The sequence below is a fragment of the Methanosarcina subterranea genome (genome assembly GCF_055385895.1).
On record NZ_AP042426.1, the window covers coordinates 5,014,889 to 5,034,710 of the forward strand.

Consider the following 19,822-nt stretch of genomic DNA (forward strand, 5'->3'; position numbering starts at 1 on the left):
AACTGATCTTAAACGTCTGGCCTGTTAATAACTGATCTATTAATAGCCATCTATCATAATCAATCTATACATTATAGCCAATTTATAGATATCCAATATGTAAAATTTATAGATATCCAATATGTAAGACTCCAAATGTAAGATAGGTTATATTTATTGAATTGTCCACGGTCAAGTAATTGATGTTTTGGCACTCCATTTATCCAGTGCGGTTGAAGATTGATCCCTAATTTGATTGAAGCCGATTGGCAAGGTCACGCGCAGCGTCTATAAAGAAAGTCAAAAGATGCCATAAGGCTGCCCTGCAGTAATATCGACCTTCTAGCTATGTACCACCGTTTATTGTGAATAATTAACTTATAATTGCCTTATAATTGCCTTATACCAAACTACGTATCTAAAGCGTTAAGATATATTTCAAAGTATTAAACCATGTATTCAAGATTAAACTATACTTCAAAGATATTAAATTATACATCTGAAACAGCCCGAACATACACGTGGCAGACAGTACAAATAAGCTATAAAAGAATTTAGTTCAGGCAGATAATTAGCCAGTACGATTACCTGCCAGAAATTCACACTTTGCTATTTACAGTTCTCCTTTAATAATTTAGTTTAGATTCTCCGTGTGCATTTATATAATTCTTTTTAGGCTCACATTTTTCTTCAGATGCGCTCCTCTTCAGATACGCCTTCCTTCAGATGTACACTTCTCTTCGGATTCACATCCTTCTTCTGACGCACATCCTTCTTCTGATGCACATCCTTCTTCTGATCCTTCTTCGATGTATATTTGCAGGAAGGAATATTAGTGCATCATTCTGATCTAAGCCTCAATGTCCGGACCAGATCTGTTCTGGAAAGTACTCCTACAAGAGACCCGTTATCAATGACCAGGACTCTTCCTATGTTTCTAGACGTAACCAGTTTGAGGACGTCACTCGCCTGTGCACTGGAAGGAACGGATAGGACATCCCTGGTCATAATATCCGAGACCCGGGTTACAGGGCGGTCAAGAATAGAAACGCGCTGGATGTCGGTAAAAGTTACAATACCTTTCAGGCTTCCCCCGTCTATTACAGGATAACCCATATGCTTATTTTCAAACATGAAATGAACCAGTTCTTCGATATTCATGGAAGAGGGTACGGAAACTACATCTTTCGTCATTATATCTCTTACCAGGACATTTTCTAGAGTTACGGATGCCTGAGTGGAACGCTCTTCCTCGGATGCACCAACGTAAATGAAGAGAGCAATCAAAGGGAACCAGAGGTTTCCTACGAGAATTCCGAAGATCGCCATCAGAATAGCAAAAAACTTCCCTACCGCAGCTGCACTTTGTGTAGCTTTAACGTAAGACATTCTCCTGGCATAGAAAGAACGTAGCACCCTGCCCCCATCCATTGGAAATGCGGGCAACAGATTGAAAATTGCGAGCACTATATTCATGGCTCCAAGAATCCAGATTGTCAGATAAACAGGATTTCCAGAAAGCGCAGGATTTGGCGCAATTATATTTCCGTATACGAGAAGGCAGGCAGCACCTATAATCAGGCTTGTTAGAGGCCCTGCAAAAGCCATCTTTGCTTCCTGTCCGGGGTCCCTTGGCATCTCTTCCATTGAAGATACTCCTCCGAAGAGGAAGAGCGTGATGCTCTCAATATTGACTCCATATCGCTTTGCCAAATATGAATGTGCAAGCTCATGCAAAAGAATTGACGCGAAGAGCAGAATTGCAGTGAGAGCGGAAAGCGCGTATTTTGTCGCAGGCGGTTCAACCCCCTGAAAGCCATAAGGATATGGATTGATTGCAAATACATATGCAAAAATGGGAAGTATCAAAAGAAAAGTGATATGCAGTCTTATAGGTATGCCCAGTACACTTCCGATTTTCAGTGCAGATTTCATGAAACAAAATACCCCCTATTTAGTTTATATAAACACAAGTACTTGATAAGTTATATACAATTTAACCTACTTAAGAGACAGGAATCAAAGGTTAAAAACGTGTATTATATTATTTTAAATAGTATAATTATTTTTGCATCATATCCGAATCGGTAAATATGTACAGCAAACCTGAATAAACAGACTTGATAAATGCTTGTAACAAACTTGATGAATATGTATAACAAATCTGATAAGAATTATTAGTGGATAAAGTAGTCTGACAAAAAAGTAGTCTGACAAAAGAATTCTGAATCATACGTTGGACTGTTATATAAAAGACTGTCACGTAAAAATAAGATAAAGAAAAAGTGAATGGCTTGCAACAAATGACAACTTTAATTTTTAATATCTAAATTTTTAATATCTGAATTTTAATAGCTAAACTTTAATAGTAAATTTTTAACAGCTAAATTTTAATAGCTAAACTTTAATAGCTAAATTTTAATAGCAAACTTAATATCTTTAAATTTCTGCTGTCACTGTTTTAAGATCCCGCAAAAATATTTCGATATCTTCTGGATTATTGTGGGGCATCAGGACAAGGCGAAGGGCCCTTGGAATGCGGGTGATTGAGACATTCCAGCCAAATCTTTCAAGAAGCTGTTCTCTGACAAGGTCAGGATTCGGGACTTTCAGAGCAACTACATTCATTACAGGTTCGAGCAGGGGTTCGAAACCGATTTTCCGAGCTTCTGCAACCATTTTTGCAGTAAGTTGCATGCAATACTGTACATTTTTTCTGTAACCTTCGTGACCAAGATATTTCATGACCGCGCAGGTAGCGGCAGCTGAAGCTCCACTGCGGGTACCTGTAAGTGTGAACTGAGACTTTGTAGTAAGATATGGGGTATTTACCTTGAGGGAGTCCAGGAAAGAAGGGGACCTGAAAAGCAGAGCTCCTGATGGAATTGTGGACAGGCCCATCTTGTGGGGGTCTATAGCGATAGAAGTAACTCCTGGCACTTTGAAATCAAAAGGTTGGGGCTTTTCCAGGAAAGGAATTACGAAGCCTCCGAACGCCGCATCAACATGCAGGAAAAGTTCGTTTTCAAGAGCTAGTTCCGAGAGTTTATCGATAGGGTCCACCTGGCCAAACTCAGTGTTCCCTGCTATTCCTACAAGTCCTATGGTATTCTTATTTATATGACTTTCAACAGATGTCAGGTCTACCCTGAACTCCGACTCAAGAGAAGCCCTTCTGACTTCTATACCCATCATGTCGGCAACCTTATCAAAAGAAAAATGAGCCGATTCGGGAATTACAATATTTGGAGTTCCTTTTAATCCTTCCTTTCCTGTGGTTACAAGATTTTTCATTCCTCTTACAGCCTGAATATTCGATTCAGTACCTCCTGTGGTAAGGTAGCCGCAAACCGAACTCTCACACGAGTCTCCAGAAGGAATATTGATTGAAGGAGCGTGAAGGAGCTCCCCGAGCATTCTGACAACCTCCTGCTCAAGCCTATGGGCTCCGGCAAAAAGCCCGAGATCGCCTAGGTTAGCCTCAATAAAGAGCCTGTGACCTTCAACTGCAATCTTATGAGGGTGAGTACACATAGAACTTAAAACCCGATAATAATCCGTATCTTCTGACTTTGCATTTTCCAGATAGGAAAATATCTCTCTTTCAGAAAGACCCTGCTCATTCATACAGATAAAGTAAAACTAGTTTTATTTAAAAGACTTATGGAATAAACCTCGAAAAACTAACTTTCCACACTTCCTGGAAGTCCAATATGGTTTTAATTAGCTACCTGTTTGGGATATATTTGAATTCATTCAAATAAAAAAAGCAGGGTTAATAAATGAAAAACAAAGTGATTAAAAAAATAAGAATAGTAGAATGATTTAAAAAATCTAAAAACAAGGAAAAAAGAACTGAAAACTAAAAAAACATAAGAAAAAGGAAAGGAAAAAAAAGAACAAGAAAAAATTAAAATAAAAGAAAGACTTTGAGAAATACTCAAAAAATCATAAACTTTTGAAAATAAATAAAGCTAATAGAAGGAGAAAAGAGAAAGAAGAAGGAAAAGAAGAAAGAGGAAAAGAAGAAAGAGGAAAAGAAGAAAGAGGAAAAAGAAAGAAGAAGGAAAAGAAGAAGGAAAAGCAACTATATAGGTTCTTAAATTAGTTCTTAACTAGTTTAAAAACAGTTTAGCTTATAACTCGAAAGAGATTCAATAGTTTTGATTAGTAGTTTTTGAGTACTTTTTTATATATTTTCTAGTCACTGCATAGGGTTTTCCAGTAAATGGAGAACCTGAATGACCAGATTATCAAGGATATTTTGATACAAAGAAGTGTTTTATTTGAGAGGGACCCCTTCATTTCTACTGGAGAGGGATAAAGTGGTTGAAGTATAAATTTTGTTGACTAATTAATAAATTTAATTAAAAAATTGTAAATTTATTTTAATTCTTATATAAATCCTTTTTATTTTCGTTTAGCTCGTAAAAACCTCTACATTTTTATACCTTAATAATAAACTATATATACAATTAGAATTATAACTAAACAACATTATTTTTTGTTATATCAAAAATAAAATACAATTTTATTTTGTTATTCAAATCCCTGAAACCTTTCAGTAGAAACCATGGGGTCCGGGGGTTATATAAACGTTCCAGTGGAAATAAAGGGGGGTTCATATTTCTTTCTTCTCTCCTCTTTCTTCTAGTATTTCACCCAGATTTTATACAATAGACAAAGCACTTCAGAACATGTAAACTCCTGGAAACAAACTATTAACTACTAAATCTTAAACTATCGAATCTTACCATTAATTCAAAATCTAATTTTTTAAGTTATGATTCCTAAAGCTCGCTCTACTTTCTGAAACTTAGTCCTTTAGGAAATCTGACCTATTCTCTAAAACTTAGCCTTTCATATTAATTTGGAAACCAATATTCAAAATTAAGTCTCAAAATCCTGAAAATCCAATCCTTAAATCCAATCCTTAAATCCAATCCTTAAATCCAATCCTTAAATCCAATCCTTAAATCCAATCCTGAAAATCCTAATCTAACCTTTAAATCCTTGGGTTTACGAAGTTCAATTTGAAGCTTCAATTTATTTCAATTTTTTGACTATGTATCCCATCTTTTTGGTCATCGACTTTCATCTGATTACATTTTTAAGCAAATATAAATCACAAAATTCTGGCTCGAAATCTTGTTGGGAGCCGTACAATGATCTCGAGTCCAGAGCCGTACAATGGTATTCGTAATCTTGTGTCATTTTTGTCTTCGGGAATCAGTTCGGCCTTTGTCTTCGGAAGTTAGTCCGGTCTTTCAGAGTAAAAAAAGAAGAGAATGGAATTAAAGAGAAAAGAGAAAAAATTAAGGAAGTAGTGCCAGGCTAACTGGCGGAGGAACTCTTATAGAGTCTGGATTAAAAGTGATTTACAGGGTCTAGAGAAGTAATTCTCAGACCCTACTCAGATCAGGTTTCGAAAGGTTCCGTATCTTCTCTGTGAATGGTCTTTCCATGGAGAGCTACATGATTTACGCGGTCGAATTCTTTGAGGATTTCTTTTGCAGGGCCTTCCTTATCCAGAATGCTGATGGTATAGATTGTTATGCATGAGAGGAAGAATCCAGGGACGATTTCATACAGGTCAAAAATTCCACCCGAGAGCTGCTTCCAGATGATAACGACGAGGCCGCCAACAACCATTCCACCGAGTGCTCCGTTTCTGGTTGTTTTTCTCCAAAAAAGAGAGAAGAGAACAACAGGCCCAAAGGCAGCTCCAAATCCTGCCCATGCATATGAGACCAGACCCATAACCGAGTTATTCGGGTCCCTTGCTATTAGATAGGCAATTGCTGAAATTACAATAACTGCAAACCTGCCCATCCAGACAAGTTCCTTTTCACTTGCGCTTTTTTTCATGGCTATCCTGTAAATGTCTTCAGTAAAGGCAGATGCGGCAACAAGGAGCTGGGAATCAGCAGTACTCATGATGGCTGCAAGGATAGCCGCAAGGAGGACTCCTGCAATAATGGGCGTGAATAAGGTATTTACCATTACCATAAAGATGGTCTCGCTTCCAGCTGCTCCAAGAAACTCAGGATACAGGTAAGCTCTTCCAACAATCCCGATCGCTACGGCAAAGAAAAGGGAAATAATGACCCAGACCATTGCAATAATTCTTGCCTGCTTAATTTTGTCAGGGGATTCTATAGCCATAAAACGGACCAGGATGTGCGGCATACCAAAGTATCCCAGGCCCCAGGCAAGGTTTGAGATAAGAGGAATTGCACCACCAGCAAGAGCAGTCCAGGGATTAAGCATTTGTGGGTCTATACTCTCAATCAGGCTCACGGTCGAGTCGTAACCTCCAATTCCTTTCATAGCTGCAAGAGGCACAAAAATAATGGCACAGAGCATTAGCATACCCTGGAAAAAATCAGTCCAGCAAACAGCCATGAAACCTCCGAGGAACGTATAGCTGATAATCACCAGTACACCGATAAGAAGAGCTTGCTGATAAGGGATTTCAAAAACGGTATTAAAAAGCTTTCCACTTGCAACAAGTCCTGAAGATGTGTAAAGCAGGAAGAAAACCAGAATCAGTATAGATGAGATAATCCTCAAAACATGGCTTTTATCTCTGAACCTGTTTTCAAAGTACACGGGAATAGTAATGGAATCCCCTGCAATCTCGGTATACTCGCGTAATTTTTTTGCAACAAATTTCCAGTTCAGGTAAGTTCCAGCAGCCAATCCCAGTGCTAACCAGATAGATTCCATTCCTGACAGGTAAGCATACCCGGGTAATCCCAGTAGCAACCAGCCACTCATATCCGATGCCTGAGAACTCAGCGCGGTAACCCAGCTGTTTAGCTTTCTTCCTCCTAAAATATAATCCGCAAGATTATCCGTTTTCCGATAATAGAGAACTCCGATGGAGAGCATGAAAAGCAGATATATTGCGAAAACAAGTATAATACTAAAATTATCCGATACCATTGTTTAACTCCATTTTTAAGAAAATTCCATTTTTAAGTAAAACTTTATTTTTAAGTAAACTTCGTTTTTAGTAGGCTTTTTGGAAGTTATTTATATCTAACAAAATATTCTATGCTTCGGCTAAAATTACTTGTGTTAGCATCATTTCCTTTAAAATTTCTGTTAGACTTCTGTTAGACTTCTGTTAGACTTCAGTTAGACTTCAGTTAGATTTCCTGCTAGAAATTCTGTTAGAAATTCTATTACAATTTTTGTTAGATTATTTCCTTTAAGATACTTCTGCTAACGTTAATTCCATCTTCATATTTACTAGTTAAACCAATTCTGTCGGCGATTGTGTCTTCAGAAATGTAATTATTTGTCACACACCTTTTATAGTAGGCTACTTATATTATTGTATATAATTTATAACAGTTCTATAGCAATATCCTGTTATCCAGATATTATTAAAGCAGCTCGTTTTATTTCGGCTCATTGAACTAATTATTAACGGATTGTCACTTTTAATTTATTTTTCAAAAAATTCTTTGTTATCATAAATGTACATGAAATTCTTCGAATAACAGGCACAAAAATATGAAAGTACTTTTCAAGTTGCAGTACTTTCATGCTAAATTAGTAAGCAAAACTATAGTAATAATTAAATTAATAACTTCAAAAAGCCGGTTTTCTAAAACAGAATATTTTGAAAAATATATATTCTAAATAAAAATTCATAAGTTAATATCAAAACATATCTAATTTTTTGCTCATCAAGACTTCATCAGTATATTTGTTATTAGAATCAATCTTCATTTTTCTTCCTTCTCTTTGTATTTTTTTACTAATTAATTTATTGTCAATGGTTTTATTCATAACAAAACTGTTTTTGTTTTTGATGCATCCACTTTCGTTTCAACACAGTCATTTATTTCCCTTTTATTATTATTCTCTAATAAAATTTTTAGTCATTGAATGGAAATAAAGGGGTTCAAAAACTCTTGATCTTCTTCCACGCGAAAAAGAGGATTTAAATCTTACCTTCGGGGGGTTCTGGAACTATTTACTCTTCATTTTTTTATAAATGAGTCTGATGATGTTGATTTCTTCAATAGATATTTAAGGTAAACATCAGTTCCAGTGGAACTAAAGGGGTCTTTACCATAACTATTAATACGGTGTACTTCCATTGCATCTACTGCAAACCTACCTTGAAATCAGGTGTTTGTATACAAATTTAACTTAAAATTTTAGCTAAAGAATGTTCCGAGTACAGATTTATCAGGGTTTAAGAGATGGCTTAAAGTGCGCAACCGAATTTTCAGCTTACCCCCAGCCTGCTGGAAATAAAATTTCAGGCATAAACTTTAAGAAATATGCATTTATCTATCCATCTCCCTTTGTGAATCCCTAATTCACATGGTTTAGCTTATCAAAATTATACAAAATAACAAACCTGATTTCCAGAGTTATTGAGAATCAGGAGTGAAAGACACCTTGAAAATTCACAGTCAAGTCTTTCAATATATCTTTTCCATGTTTGGATAACGTTTTGAGCTTCCAGCATGCGGAATTCCAAATGATAAAAACGATCGAAAACATTTTCAGAATTTGATTTAAACTTTGAGAATTTAATTTAAACTTTGAGAATTTGATTAAACTTTGCAGTTTTCTCTCCCATCTTCCATCTTGATACATATAAATGATAATCTAGCTCCTTAAGCAGGGCTTTCAATGCCTAAATTTACTCCAATACTTGGGATCGAAAATTAGGACTCCAAAGTAAAAGTCACTCCAAAGTAAAAACCACTCCAAAGTAAAAGCCATTCCAAAGTAAAAGCCATTCCAAAGTAAAAGCCATTCCAAAGTAAAAGCCATTCCAAAGTAAAAACCACTCCAAAGTAAAAACCACTCCAAAGTAAAAAATTCACACCAGGCAGATTAAACTAAAAAGCTAAACTAAATCACTAAACTAAAAACTGAACTGGACTATGAAATACGAAAATTTGAAATTACAGGAAGGGCAAAAATTTTGCGGTTCGTTAATTCCTTAAGTATTTTCAACTTTGAATACCAACACACGCATTAACTGTTAATTGTCCACATAGACTGTCTTAACCCGTTACATTTGCGATATTATAACTTTTATGAAGAGGGTCATTTATGATAAAAGCTCAATCATTAGACGGCTTATTCGAAAAATTACTTGACGGAAAGTCAATTTTCAAAAACAAAGAGGTTCTTCGTCCTTCTTATACACCGGACCTGTTATTACACAGGAATGAACAGATAAACAGTCTTGCGACTATCCTGGTTTCCGCACTCCGTGGAGAGACCCCTTCGAATGTCCTGATTTACGGAAAAACAGGGACAGGGAAGACTGCAGTGACCAGGTATGTAGGAAAAGAACTCGAAAGAGTAAGTGAAGACAAGTCAATTTTCTGTTCTGTTGTTTATATTAACTGCGAAGTAATCGATACCCAGTACAGGCTTCTTGCAAATCTTGCCAGGCATTTCGAAGAAGAGGTGCCCATGACCGGGTGGCCTACAGACCAGGTTTTCATGAAATTTAAGGAAGCGATCGATGCAAGAGACCAGGTTATTATTATCATTCTGGATGAAATTGACAAACTGATCAAGAAGGGCGATGATGTACTCTACAACCTTTCAAGGATCAATACAGATCTCAAGAAAGCCAAGGTCAGCATGATCGGGGTTTCCAATGACCTCAAATTCACGGAGTTTCTGGATCCCAGAGTAAAAAGTTCCCTGGGTGAAGAGGAGTTAATCTTTCCACCTTATGACGCCGAGCAGATAAGTGATATCCTGAAGCAAAGGGCAAAAATGGCTTACAATGATGGGGTGCTTGGCGAAATGGTAATCCCGCTCTGTGCAGCTTTTGCAGCCCAGGAACACGGCGATGCCCGCAGGGCACTTGATCTTCTGCGCGTTTCTGGAGAAATTGCAGAGAGAGAAAACCTGCCTCAGGTTCTTGAGGAACACGTAAGGCGCGCACAAGAAAAAATCGAAATAGACCGCGTAGTGGAAGTCGTGCGTACTCTCCCGACCCAATCCAAACTTGTGCTTTACAGTATCATCCTGCTCAGGAACCGCGGAAGAGAGGGCAAGAATATCACAACCGGCGAGATGTATAATGTTTATCGCCAGCTCTGCCATCATATTGATGTGGACATCCTTACTCAGCGCAGGGTCACTGACCTGATGTCAGAACTTGACATGCTGGGTATAGTCAATGCAGTAGTAGTAAGTAAGGGACGGTACGGAAGGACAAAAGAAATCTCTTTGAGCGTTCCTGTGGAAAACACTCGCAAAGTCCTCCTCGAAGACTACAGGCTCAAACCTCTTGTAGATTTTAAAGCCTCCGTTTTCAACAAGATGTTCTCTTAAATTTCTATAGATTTCTTTTTAAAGCCCGGATTATCTTTTTGATCCGGCCTTTCTGGCTTTTCTATGCATTCGATAAGCTTTTTCATGCACTCAATAATTTTCATGTTTTTACTCAGAAGCTCTTTTCTCATAATTTTCTTTCCTGAGGCTTTTCCTTCAATTTTTCAGAAATAGCCTTATTTTTTCAGGAAATAATATATATGATCCTGTGGTTTGACTAGGATCATATCATAATTCACATGCCAGGTATATGTCAGGTATAGATCTATATTATTCAGTAATATTCAGTAATATTCACTAATTTCAGAGTCCATACTGCTCAAGCTTCTATCATATCTTATGGTCTAAAGATTATTTCATGGTCTAAAGTTATAACTTGAGGTTCCACTGAAATTCTAAGTGAGATTCCTATCTAAACTTCTACTCAGATTTATAGTTCAGGCTTATAATTAAAATCCAAGGATTCAGGTTTAAAAAGGTAATTTTTGATGAAGATAATAGCGTTCGTAGGCATGCCAGCTTCGGGAAAATCCGAAGCTTCAAGGATTGCCACTGAGATAGGCATTCCTGTTATTATTATGGGTGATGTGATCCGGAAGGAAGTTCTGAAGCGTGGGCTTGAACCCAACGATTCAAACACCGGAATGGTTGCAACGGACCTTCGCAAGTGTGAGGGTATGGATGCTGTTGCTAGACGTTGCATTTCTCAAATAAAAGAAACAGGCTCTGAACTTGTGGTTGTTGACGGTGTACGCGGGATTGCTGAAGTAGAGTGTTTCAGGCAGGAATTCGGAAGAGGCTTCATCCTTATTTCCATTTATGCTCCCATTGAGATCCGCTTTTCCAGAGTCCAGAAAAGAGGAAGAAGCGATGATATGAACAGTATCGAAGGTCTCCGCCACAGGGACGAACGAGAACTTGGCTGGGGCATGGGAGAAGCCATAGAAGCTTCCAATGTGGAAATTGAAAATAACTCCACGCTTGAGATCTTCAGAAAAGATGTTGTCGAGGTTTTGAGGAATTATTTACCATAAGTCCGGAGAGGCTGCATTTTGAGAGCCCTGATAGGACAACGTTCAAGAACAAACCCTGCAAATGATGGTTTAATAAGTTATGTAAATTAACTTTCCCGAAGAGAGCAAGTTAAGACAATTATCAATTTCTGTTGAGCAATGCCGAAAAAGCAATTCAACTGAAAACCTTCCAGAACAATAACATTTGAAAGTATAAATGGAGTAAATTTATGATAAGTGTAAAGGTTTCAGCAGCTGTATACCCAACGGAAGACCCTGAAAAAGTCATTAAAGCAGTTTCGGGCCTTTTTACAGGAATAGAACTTCAACAAGAACCTATTGATGCAACGGAACCCGAAAAAGGAGTTTCTCCTTCTTTTCTCCTTACAGGCAAGGGAGGGCTTGATCTCCTGCTTACACTGCACGGACTTATTCGTAGAGAACAGATTATAGATAGTATCCGCAACAAGGCTTTCAATAAAGGATTATCCAGGGATGAGCTCTCGGTCCGTTTTTTACTCAACAAGCAGGCAGCTTTTGTCGGAATTCCTAGCGTTCCTGCTGAAGAAGAATACATGGGATCTATTGAAGTCATTATCAGGGCAGACTCTTCTGAGGAAATGGAGAGGCTTTTTGAGTGGCTTTTGCCTCTTACCGAAGAAGGGGTGCCAGTTGTTGAAATGGGAATCGACTATGTGGAAATGGGCTGAAGTTCTCGAGTTTTTAGTTAATACGGAATTAGTTGATACGGAATTAGTTAATGTGGAATTAATTAATTATTAAATCAGTTAATAATTAAATTAGTGACTATTGTTCCAGTTACTTGCGAATCTCGGCTAAGAAATTCAGTTAATCATTAAAGTTTAGTTAATTATATTTCAATTCCCGCCCCAAATTTATCTTAAACAGGATGAATTAAGAGAATGAATTAAAAAGGATGAATAAAGGACGAATTAAAGGGGATGAATTACAACCATGCAGTTGCAAAGAATCAGTTTCTCATCGCGTGCGGTCGTTGAGGATCCCTTTAAATGGGCATACAAGCTCGAAGATAGTGGGTATACGGGCTGGGAGATCGTACAGGAAGGATCTCAGTGCCTGAGTAGCAAGACTGTTCAGAACCTGAAGAATATTTATGATACTACCAGTCTGGAGTTAACCCTGCATTTGCCTTTTTCGGACATGAACCTTGCAGGCCTGAATAACTCAATCCGCACGGAAGTCCTCAGGCAGATGAAGCATTACCTGACCCTTGCCTCTAATTATGTTAATCTGGCTGTAGTACATCCCGGATACCTCTCTCCCTATGGGGTACAGGTTCCGCAGCAAGCCTATATGACAAACCTTGCCTCTATCCGGGAATTATGTGACTTTGCAGCCGATCTCGGAGTTCTGATAGCTGTTGAGAATATGCCCGATCTTCCAAAGATTTTCGGCAAATATCCTGATGAAATGCAGGAAATGCTTGATGCTGTCGGAAGTCACAACATAGGTTTCACCTTTGATGTAGGGCACGCAAATACAGTTGGACTTACAGATGAATTTCTGGACCAGCTTGGAGATCGGATTTCCCATATACACATCCACGACAATATGGGCAAAAAAGATGAACATCTACCTCTTGGAGAGGGTAATATAAACTGGAAGCAGGTTATGGAAAAACTCTCAAACTACAAAGGAATCTTTGTTACCGAAATGGCTTCAGTAGAAGAAGGGATCAAAAGTCTCGAGTTTTTAAGAAAACTGTAATCATCTGTAGTTTCTTGTCTGTTTTTCTTCTCAGCTCTTACAGTCTTTTCTTTTATTTTTTTCCTTATTTTTTCCTTATTTTTATTTAATTTTTTCCTCATTCCTTTTTCAATTTTTTCCTTTGAGTTCTTTTTCTTTAAGATAATGGACCCAATCACCGTGCTCGATTATTTCAGCTTCGGGTTTTTCATCGTAAACGTATATAAAACCCTTTAATTTTTGTTTCTCTATTTCAAGGTCCACATATTCTCTGTGATATCCCCCGAAAAGCTCCATATAATCAATGGATTTTGCAACTTCGAGCTGCTGTTTCCCGGAAAATCTACGCACTTCTGCAATCACATAACTGTTCTCAGCCGGGTAGACAGCCGGATAAGGGCCCAGGGAGTAAAGGGCATACCCCTCGATTCTTGTTATTCCCAAGAAATCTGATCTTTTTGGGAGGTTTAAACGGCGATTATTATATAGTCCATTTCTGAGACTACCATAGAGAGCTATTGTAATCTCTTCGCTTTCCACCCTTTCGTATGAACGCTGCCAGCAAACATTCCTGTGAAAGACCCTGCCATAGAGAGTCCTGTCTGTCTCCTGAGCCATGTTTTTCCCTTCTGAACTCTTTCCTTTCTGGACTCGTTTCTTTTTACCCAATAATTTTTAATTCGATTTCTTTTAATTCGACTTCTTTTTATCCAGTTTTAAAATTATCTTATTTAGAAAAGCCGTAAGCTGCAAAGCGCTGAGTCAGGTCAAGGTTTGCAAGCAGGAAACGGTCTTCTTTGCTGTAGGCAACCTTTTTGTTTCCAGAAAGTTCCAGCACGCAGGTAGTGCCTGGCTTTGCTTCTTTTACTTCTTTTTCATTAAACAGTATTTTTTCAACGCGCACAGGTTCGGACTGAAGCCCAACAAAAAGGTGAAGTACACTTGCGGGCTCTATTTTTTTCGTAAATTTTGAGATCGTGCATTCCAGGATATAGTCGGTAGTAACGATTTCCTTATCGGAAATGATGAAGCCTCTCTCTATGTCCTTTGCCTGGACGTTTTTCAGGCGCATCCCGACCCTTGTGCCGGTTGGAGCTTCAGTTATATCTACATCATGGCTCTGGATTGACTTAATTTCGATATCTCTGTCCAGTGGGAAAATTTTGGTCTTATCCTTATCCTTTGAGATGCCCTGCTTGACAACCCCGAGGACAACACATCCTTTTCCCATCACATTAAAAGCGTGGTCTATAAAGATCCTTGCAGGCAGATTGTTGAGTTCCGTGTGTTCGATTTCTATTTTCTCTGCCATTTCATTTATTCTGGCTTTAAGATCGTCCACACCTTCAAAAGGATTCTTTGCACTTTTATTTGTGTTCAGGGCGATACATTCCCAGTCCTGGAGCGCGGTTCCTGCAGTGATTACTTTTATCTTTGCCTTCAGTTCATCAATTGCATGCATGTGGGTACTGTCCGACCTTGTCAGGGCAATAATTCCATGTTTAAAGCCCAGAAGGTCCAGTGCAATAATACATTCTCCGGTGTGGGCGTCCAGGCCCTGGGAGGGGATGCACAGGACGGCTATATCGGAAATATTCAGTACTGTGACAAGGGATTTCAAGGTTTTCGGATAGCTTTGAGCATCCACAAAAACCATATTCTTGCCTTCTTTCTCGTTGTTATACATCGTTATATCGGAAACTGTTCCTTTTTTCCCGAGGTTTGCGGCAAGGGAGGTCCTGCCGCTTTTTTCTGTCCCTATGATTGCAACGTTTACCATTGTGAGTCCCCTTTTCTGAACCAATATTCATAAATGATATTTACGGATTATTTCCAGATCTGTTGAATTTGTTTTGAATGTAAGGATTAATTGAACTCTAAAGTTTGGTATTTCTCAAATAGCAGCTTTTTGAAACTCAACTCTCTTTAAAGCTGCGACTTTTAGAATATGGCTTTCACTAACTTTGTATCTGCCACTGGTATTAATATACTGTAATATATTTCTTTTCGCACTGTTACTAAGAAAACCGATCAGGAAAAAATAGCTCGATCAGGAAAAAGAAAATCAATCCAAAAATAGCCAGAAATAATTCTTAAGGACAGGTAAATACTATCACCAGAGATCTCCTTCCAGGATTGCCTGAGTTTTATCATTGGTACTCTTATTTACTTTTTTAATAACTATCAGATACTCGTTTCCGATCTGTTGCGGTTCTTCAAAAATCGCATCAATCCCAAGTCTTTTCAGATAATTCTCAAATTCTGTGGCGGTTTTGAGATCCTTTACTCTGATTCTGGCTTCCTCATAAAGTCTCTGACCGTTCTTTACACTCCGGATTGACTCTCTTAGAGGGTTCAGGATGCTTTCCCCAAGCTGCATAAAACGCTTTTTGAACTCGATTTCATTTTCGTTCCATTCCACTGTCTGGAATCCTTCTCTAACAATTCTGGAGAGCATATAGTCCCTGCCCGCTTCATTGTAGAACTTGAAAGCGTGCCTGAGGTCCGAACAGTTGCTCTGGGAAGAGGTATATTTCAGGGGGGCAAGGACCATTTCGGGATCCTTTATAACCACGCCTTCGTACTCTTTTTCTCCAAGCTCCCTGATAATTTTAGCAATCTCCTCTGCCGCTGTCTGCAGGGGAGTTTCTCCGAAGCATCGAACTTGCAGAAAGCCGTATTTTTCCAGAATTTCATGTTTTCTGGCTATGGAAAGGGGGTGGCCGCTGTTTTTCTCCCGAATATCGAAGATATAGAACTCCACGGATTCGATACCATAGATTTCCTTTGGAACATAAGGATTGTCAGGACCCAGCATTTCCCCATAAAGTACGAGTTCGGGAAAGTCGTCAAAAAATGTCAGGTCAAGTTTCTCTTTTGCCCTTTCAGTCGTGTAAGGGCAGACGTAGCCGCTACGAGTTATTGCCAGGATCTCACCTTTTACGGTCGCTACCCTGACGTTATACCCGTTCATCTTTTCTTCAACAGCTACCTTTTCAAGTCCGCTGAAATGTTTTTTCAATGTAGGATCGAGTACCATTGCTCTCCGGATTTTAGGAAAACCCATAATTACTTCAAACGAATCCTCTTTTTCATAAAGCACTGTTCCCCTTTCTATCCGGGAGATTTCTTTATCGAAACGGAAAAGATAGTCATGCTTTCCCCAGTTCCTGGCAAGATAATTTTTTTCGAAGAGGTGTTGAACTCTCCCTTCATCAAATCCTAGGTAGCCAGCCAGCCGCGCAACAAAGTCAGGGCTTATTTCCCAATTTTCCCCTCTGTTCATATTTGTTAATCTGTTTTCAGGCATGAAATAAGTTATCATTCCTTTATTGAGTTTCAGAGCAAGTCAGTCCACAGGAAACCGGTTGGTCTATGAAGAATAAGCCAGTCTATCAAAAATCTTTTTAAGTATGTTGCTCCTAATTTCTTCTACTTAAATTTCAATGTAAACCAGAAGGCTACAAAATGGCTGACGATATCGACTACGAGATTATTGGCAACGATATGCAGATCGTTGAAATTGAGCTTGATCCAGGCGAAGCTGTTCAGGCAGAGGCTGGGGCTATGGCATATATGGGGCCCGGAATCCAGATGCAGACGGGTATGGGTAATGAAGGCGGCGGACTCCTGGGAGGTCTGAAAAAGGGACTGAAACGAGCCCTGACAGGCGAGAGTTTCTTTATTACAAGCTTTACTCACAAGGGTTCCGGAAAAGGGCATGTAGCCTTTGCGGCTCCTTACCCGGGCAAGATCCTCCCCCTTGACCTCTCCAAATTTGGAGGCAGTATTCTCTGCCAGAAAGATGCTTTTCTCTGTGCTGCTCGGGGCGTGGAAGTAGAATTAGCTTTTACCCGCAAACTGGGGGCAGGGCTTTTCGGCGGTGAGGGATTCATTCTTCAGAGGCTCCGGGGTAACGGATTGGCTTTTGTGCATATCGGAGGCACGGTTATAAGAAAAGACCTGGCTCCAGGTGAGACTTACCATGTTGATACAGGTTGTGTAGCAGCTTTTACCGAAACTGTAACTTATGACATAACATGGTCAAAAGACTTTAAAAATGCCCTGTTTGGTGGTGAAGGAGTCGTCCTTGCTACCCTGACGGGTCCGGGCACTGTGTACATGCAGAGCCTGCCTTTCTCACGCCTTGCAGACAGGATTTTTGCAGCTTCTGCTTACGGCCGCAATCGGGATGAACAGACTGGCATTGGTGGCAGTGGGGTTCTGGGAGGCCTGCTTGGCGGAGACAGGTCATTCTAAAACAGAAGCAATTACTAAGTATAGTCGTAAGTATAGTTGCAGGCAAGTGAAAACTGTTAACAGGAATCAAGAATTAACATGTTAATTTAAACTGATAACGGATAAAACAGGAAATAAAACAGTAAATAGAATAAGAAATTAGAACAGGAAAGAACAAGAAATATAACAAGAAATAGAACAGGAAATATTAAAAGATAGGAAGGTCTGTCCTTCAAGGAGCAGACCTTTTATATCCTTCTCTTTCTTCTTTTTTCTTTTTTCCTCTCAGATTTTATTCCTGGATTGTGTTTATGATATTCCTGCGTGCGAGGAAACCAACCAGTTCTTCTTCCAGATTGAGGACAGGAACACCTCCAACATCATGTTCCATCATGGTATTAACCGCATCTGAAAGTGGGGTGTTGGTGTACACACTGACAACGCTCCGGGTCATAATGTCTCCAACAAGCAGGTTTTTAATTCTGGAATCCTGCTGATTATCAGCTACCAAGTCCCTGAAAGAGCGCATTGCAAAAGCAATGTCATCTTCTGCAACGATCCCTACAAGCTTCCCGTTTTCGATTACAGGCAGCCTTCCCACATTCTTGTCAAGGATAAGGCGTCTGGCGTGGCTTACACGGTCTGAGGGACTGATAGTGATCGGATCTTTTTCCATTACTTCCCCGGCAAAGCCCGTGAAACGGTTTGCTTTCATGAACTCCTGTGGGGTCACCCAGCCCATTGCGTTTCCATTATCAGTGACAATGATCACGCCTCCCTTCTTTTTCATCAGGGTGAGGGCATCTTTAACGTCGGTATCTGGCAAAATCTTTACAAAGTTGTCGGATACGGCTGTTGCAACATGCAAAGAGGATGCGGGTTTGCTCTGTTTCCTGCGAGTTCCGAGCTGCTCTGTCAGACTTCTCATGGTAAGTACCCCGAGCACCTGGTTATCGTGAACTACCAGCAGGCGCTTTGTATCCTTCTTTTCCATGATATCAAGGGCGTGAGATATGGTGTCTGACTTATCAATCTTGTGTGGTTGTACCATTATGTCTTTAACTTGCATGCATTTCACCTCATGCGTATCCAGAATTTTAGTTTCAGTTCTCCACATTCCCGTTTTTACAGACCTTTTCTGTTCTTACAGGCCTTAATACATCCATTTTTCTAATTTTTATTTTGCATCCTTCTTTTGCGTCCAACAACCTTTTCCGTTTCTTTTTTGCCGTATATACCTCCGTAATGTACATGCTGCAGTGTACTTACTTAGTTAATTAATCATTACCATCTTAAAGGTATTTTGCTCCTCTTTTACTTTCAATTTCTTTTATTTTTGATTTTTACCGGATTTTGATCTGAATTAGGTTTTCAGAGCATCCTTTTTAGAGCACCTTTTTTAAATCACGGCTTTCATAATGTCTGTCCTGCTCAGTATTCCTACTATTTCTTCACCTTCACTGACAGGCAGGGCCGTTATACCTTCTTCAATCAATTGTTTTGCAGCACTGCTAATTTTCTCGTTTATATCGATGGATACTATTGGAGAAACCATGATGTCCTCTGCTGTTAAGGGTACTTCTTTTACATACCTGTAAGTTTTCTGGCCTCCGGGCGAGGACCTCCGGGTCATCTTGATGCTTTTTGTTGAAAGTTTGCCTTCGTTATCTGTTAAGAGGTTTAAGGCAAGGCTTCTGCTTGAAATGATTCCCACAGGTTTTCCTGTATCATCTTTAACGACTACTCTTTCAATTTCATTTTTGTTCATTTCGTCTATGACATGGTTGATTGTGTGGTGTCTGTGAACAGAAATGATATCTTCGGTCATCAGTCTGGGAATCTTTGTATCTATTTCATCCGCATGTTCGGAAACATAGCGCACGATATCTGTCCTGGTGACAATGCCTACAATATCATTTTTTACCACCGGAATGTTATGTACTCCGTTCTCAAGCATCAAGGCGACTGCCTGGGAAATAGAGGCCTCGGGATAAATGGTGATTACGGACTCTGTCATCAGCAACTTGATTGGGATCTGGTCAATAGGCCGTCTCCTCCAGAGGGGTTCGGCTTGAGCCAGGCGGTTGGTGATGTCTGACTTCGTGACGATTCCCACCATTTTGCCCTCGTTAAGGACAAGCAATGTACTGATTCTATGTCTTAACATCAGATTTCTTGCATGTGACACGGGTTCATCCACGTTTATAATATACACAGGTGAACTCATGATGTCCGCCACATTCATGGAATACCTCCTACATTTTTACAATATATAAGTATTAACAATTATAGTTTGTGAATCAGATGTGGACTTTGTAATTTTCAGCTATTTTGAATCTTTATTTTAAGACAGGCTCCGCTCTGAAATATCAGAGAAATCAGAGCACAGAATTATTCTGGTCTGTCCAGCCAAGAAGTTTGTCCCCTATCTAACTCTTTAAGTTACCCGGATTCCTTTTCATGAGTTCTCCGGATTTAATTCTGGCTTATTCAGCTCTGGTTCGGTTTAGCAGAAGTTTGTTTAGCAG

At 39.2% G+C, this 19,822-nt stretch carries 15 protein-coding genes; 6 read left to right on the forward strand and 9 right to left on the reverse strand.

Translation table 11 applies throughout. From position 1 onward, the window contains the following. Positions 1–819: 819 nt before the first annotated feature. Positions 820–1,914: a CBS domain-containing protein gene (locus tag ACZ5A8_RS21820; protein WP_464531507.1), complete on the reverse strand. Its 1,095-nt coding sequence runs from the start codon at positions 1,912–1,914 to the stop codon at positions 820–822. Between the two features lie 504 nt (positions 1,915–2,418). Beyond that, complete coding sequence (gene mfnA / locus ACZ5A8_RS21825) at positions 2,419–3,606, reverse strand: tyrosine decarboxylase MfnA (protein ID WP_464531508.1); 1,188 nt, start codon at positions 3,604–3,606, stop codon at positions 2,419–2,421. A 331-nt stretch (positions 3,607–3,937) separates the two neighbouring features. On the opposite strand from mfnA, the gene ACZ5A8_RS21830 reads away from it, so the two are divergent. Beyond that, positions 3,938–4,087: a hypothetical protein gene (locus ACZ5A8_RS21830; RefSeq protein ID WP_464531509.1), complete on the forward strand. Its 150-nt coding sequence runs from the start codon at positions 3,938–3,940 to the stop codon at positions 4,085–4,087. 1,310 nt (positions 4,088–5,397) lie between these two features. On the opposite strand, the gene putP is transcribed toward ACZ5A8_RS21830, so the two are convergent. Then, the gene (putP, locus tag ACZ5A8_RS21835) at positions 5,398–6,927 is read right to left on the reverse strand and encodes a sodium/proline symporter PutP (protein WP_464531511.1); all 1,530 of its coding nucleotides are present in this window, start codon (positions 6,925–6,927) and stop codon (positions 5,398–5,400) included. 726 nt (positions 6,928–7,653) lie between these two features. Beyond that, entirely contained in the window at positions 7,654–7,782 is a 129-nt protein-coding gene (locus tag ACZ5A8_RS21840) for a hypothetical protein (protein ID WP_464531512.1), read from the reverse strand. 1,287 nt (positions 7,783–9,069) lie between these two features. Between ACZ5A8_RS21840 and ACZ5A8_RS21845 the strand changes: the two genes are divergently transcribed. The 4 genes from ACZ5A8_RS21845 to ACZ5A8_RS21860 all read left to right on the forward strand — a co-directional run bounded on the left by ACZ5A8_RS21845 (position 9,070) and on the right by ACZ5A8_RS21860 (position 13,076). Further along, complete coding sequence (locus tag ACZ5A8_RS21845; protein ID WP_229392203.1) at positions 9,070–10,314, forward strand: ORC1-type DNA replication protein; 1,245 nt, start codon at positions 9,070–9,072, stop codon at positions 10,312–10,314. A gap of 488 nt (positions 10,315–10,802) precedes the next feature. Then, a complete protein-coding gene (locus tag ACZ5A8_RS21850; RefSeq protein WP_229392205.1) occupies positions 10,803–11,348 on the forward strand; it encodes a dephospho-CoA kinase in 546 nt (181 codons plus the stop codon). Between the two features lie 209 nt (positions 11,349–11,557). Then, the gene (locus ACZ5A8_RS21855; RefSeq protein ID WP_229392206.1) at positions 11,558–12,037 is read left to right on the forward strand and encodes an RNA-binding domain-containing protein; all 480 of its coding nucleotides are present in this window, start codon (positions 11,558–11,560) and stop codon (positions 12,035–12,037) included. Between the two features lie 265 nt (positions 12,038–12,302). Further along, positions 12,303–13,076, forward strand: a complete 774-nt coding sequence (locus ACZ5A8_RS21860; RefSeq protein ID WP_464531514.1) for a sugar phosphate isomerase/epimerase family protein — start codon at positions 12,303–12,305, stop codon at positions 13,074–13,076. A gap of 108 nt (positions 13,077–13,184) precedes the next feature. On the opposite strand, the gene ACZ5A8_RS21865 is transcribed toward ACZ5A8_RS21860, so the two are convergent. From ACZ5A8_RS21865 to ACZ5A8_RS21875, 3 genes are all read right to left on the reverse strand, one after another. Continuing rightward, entirely contained in the window at positions 13,185–13,673 is a 489-nt protein-coding gene (locus tag ACZ5A8_RS21865; RefSeq protein ID WP_464531515.1) for a gamma-glutamylcyclotransferase family protein, read from the reverse strand. 109 nt (positions 13,674–13,782) lie between these two features. Continuing rightward, the gene (locus ACZ5A8_RS21870; protein ID WP_464531517.1) at positions 13,783–14,835 is read right to left on the reverse strand and encodes an elongation factor Tu; all 1,053 of its coding nucleotides are present in this window, start codon (positions 14,833–14,835) and stop codon (positions 13,783–13,785) included. A gap of 333 nt (positions 14,836–15,168) precedes the next feature. Then, positions 15,169–16,341 (reverse strand): RNA ligase, encoded by a 1,173-nt coding sequence (locus ACZ5A8_RS21875; protein ID WP_464531518.1) that lies wholly within the window; start codon positions 16,339–16,341, stop codon positions 15,169–15,171. Between the two features lie 182 nt (positions 16,342–16,523). Between ACZ5A8_RS21875 and ACZ5A8_RS21880 the strand changes: the two genes are divergently transcribed. After that, positions 16,524–17,315 carry a TIGR00266 family protein gene (locus tag ACZ5A8_RS21880; RefSeq protein WP_464531519.1) on the forward strand — a complete coding sequence of 264 codons (792 nt, stop codon included), beginning with the start codon at positions 16,524–16,526 and terminating at the stop codon, positions 17,313–17,315. A 271-nt stretch (positions 17,316–17,586) separates the two neighbouring features. Here ACZ5A8_RS21880 and ACZ5A8_RS21885 read toward each other — a convergent pair whose 3' ends face one another. Both ACZ5A8_RS21885 and ACZ5A8_RS21890 read right to left on the reverse strand, forming a co-directional pair. Next, positions 17,587–18,363, reverse strand: coding sequence for a CBS domain-containing protein (locus ACZ5A8_RS21885; protein WP_229392212.1), 777 nt, complete (start codon positions 18,361–18,363; stop codon positions 17,587–17,589). A gap of 330 nt (positions 18,364–18,693) precedes the next feature. Then, entirely contained in the window at positions 18,694–19,539 is an 846-nt protein-coding gene (locus ACZ5A8_RS21890; protein ID WP_229392214.1) for a CBS domain-containing protein, read from the reverse strand. Positions 19,540–19,822 lie beyond the last annotated feature (283 nt).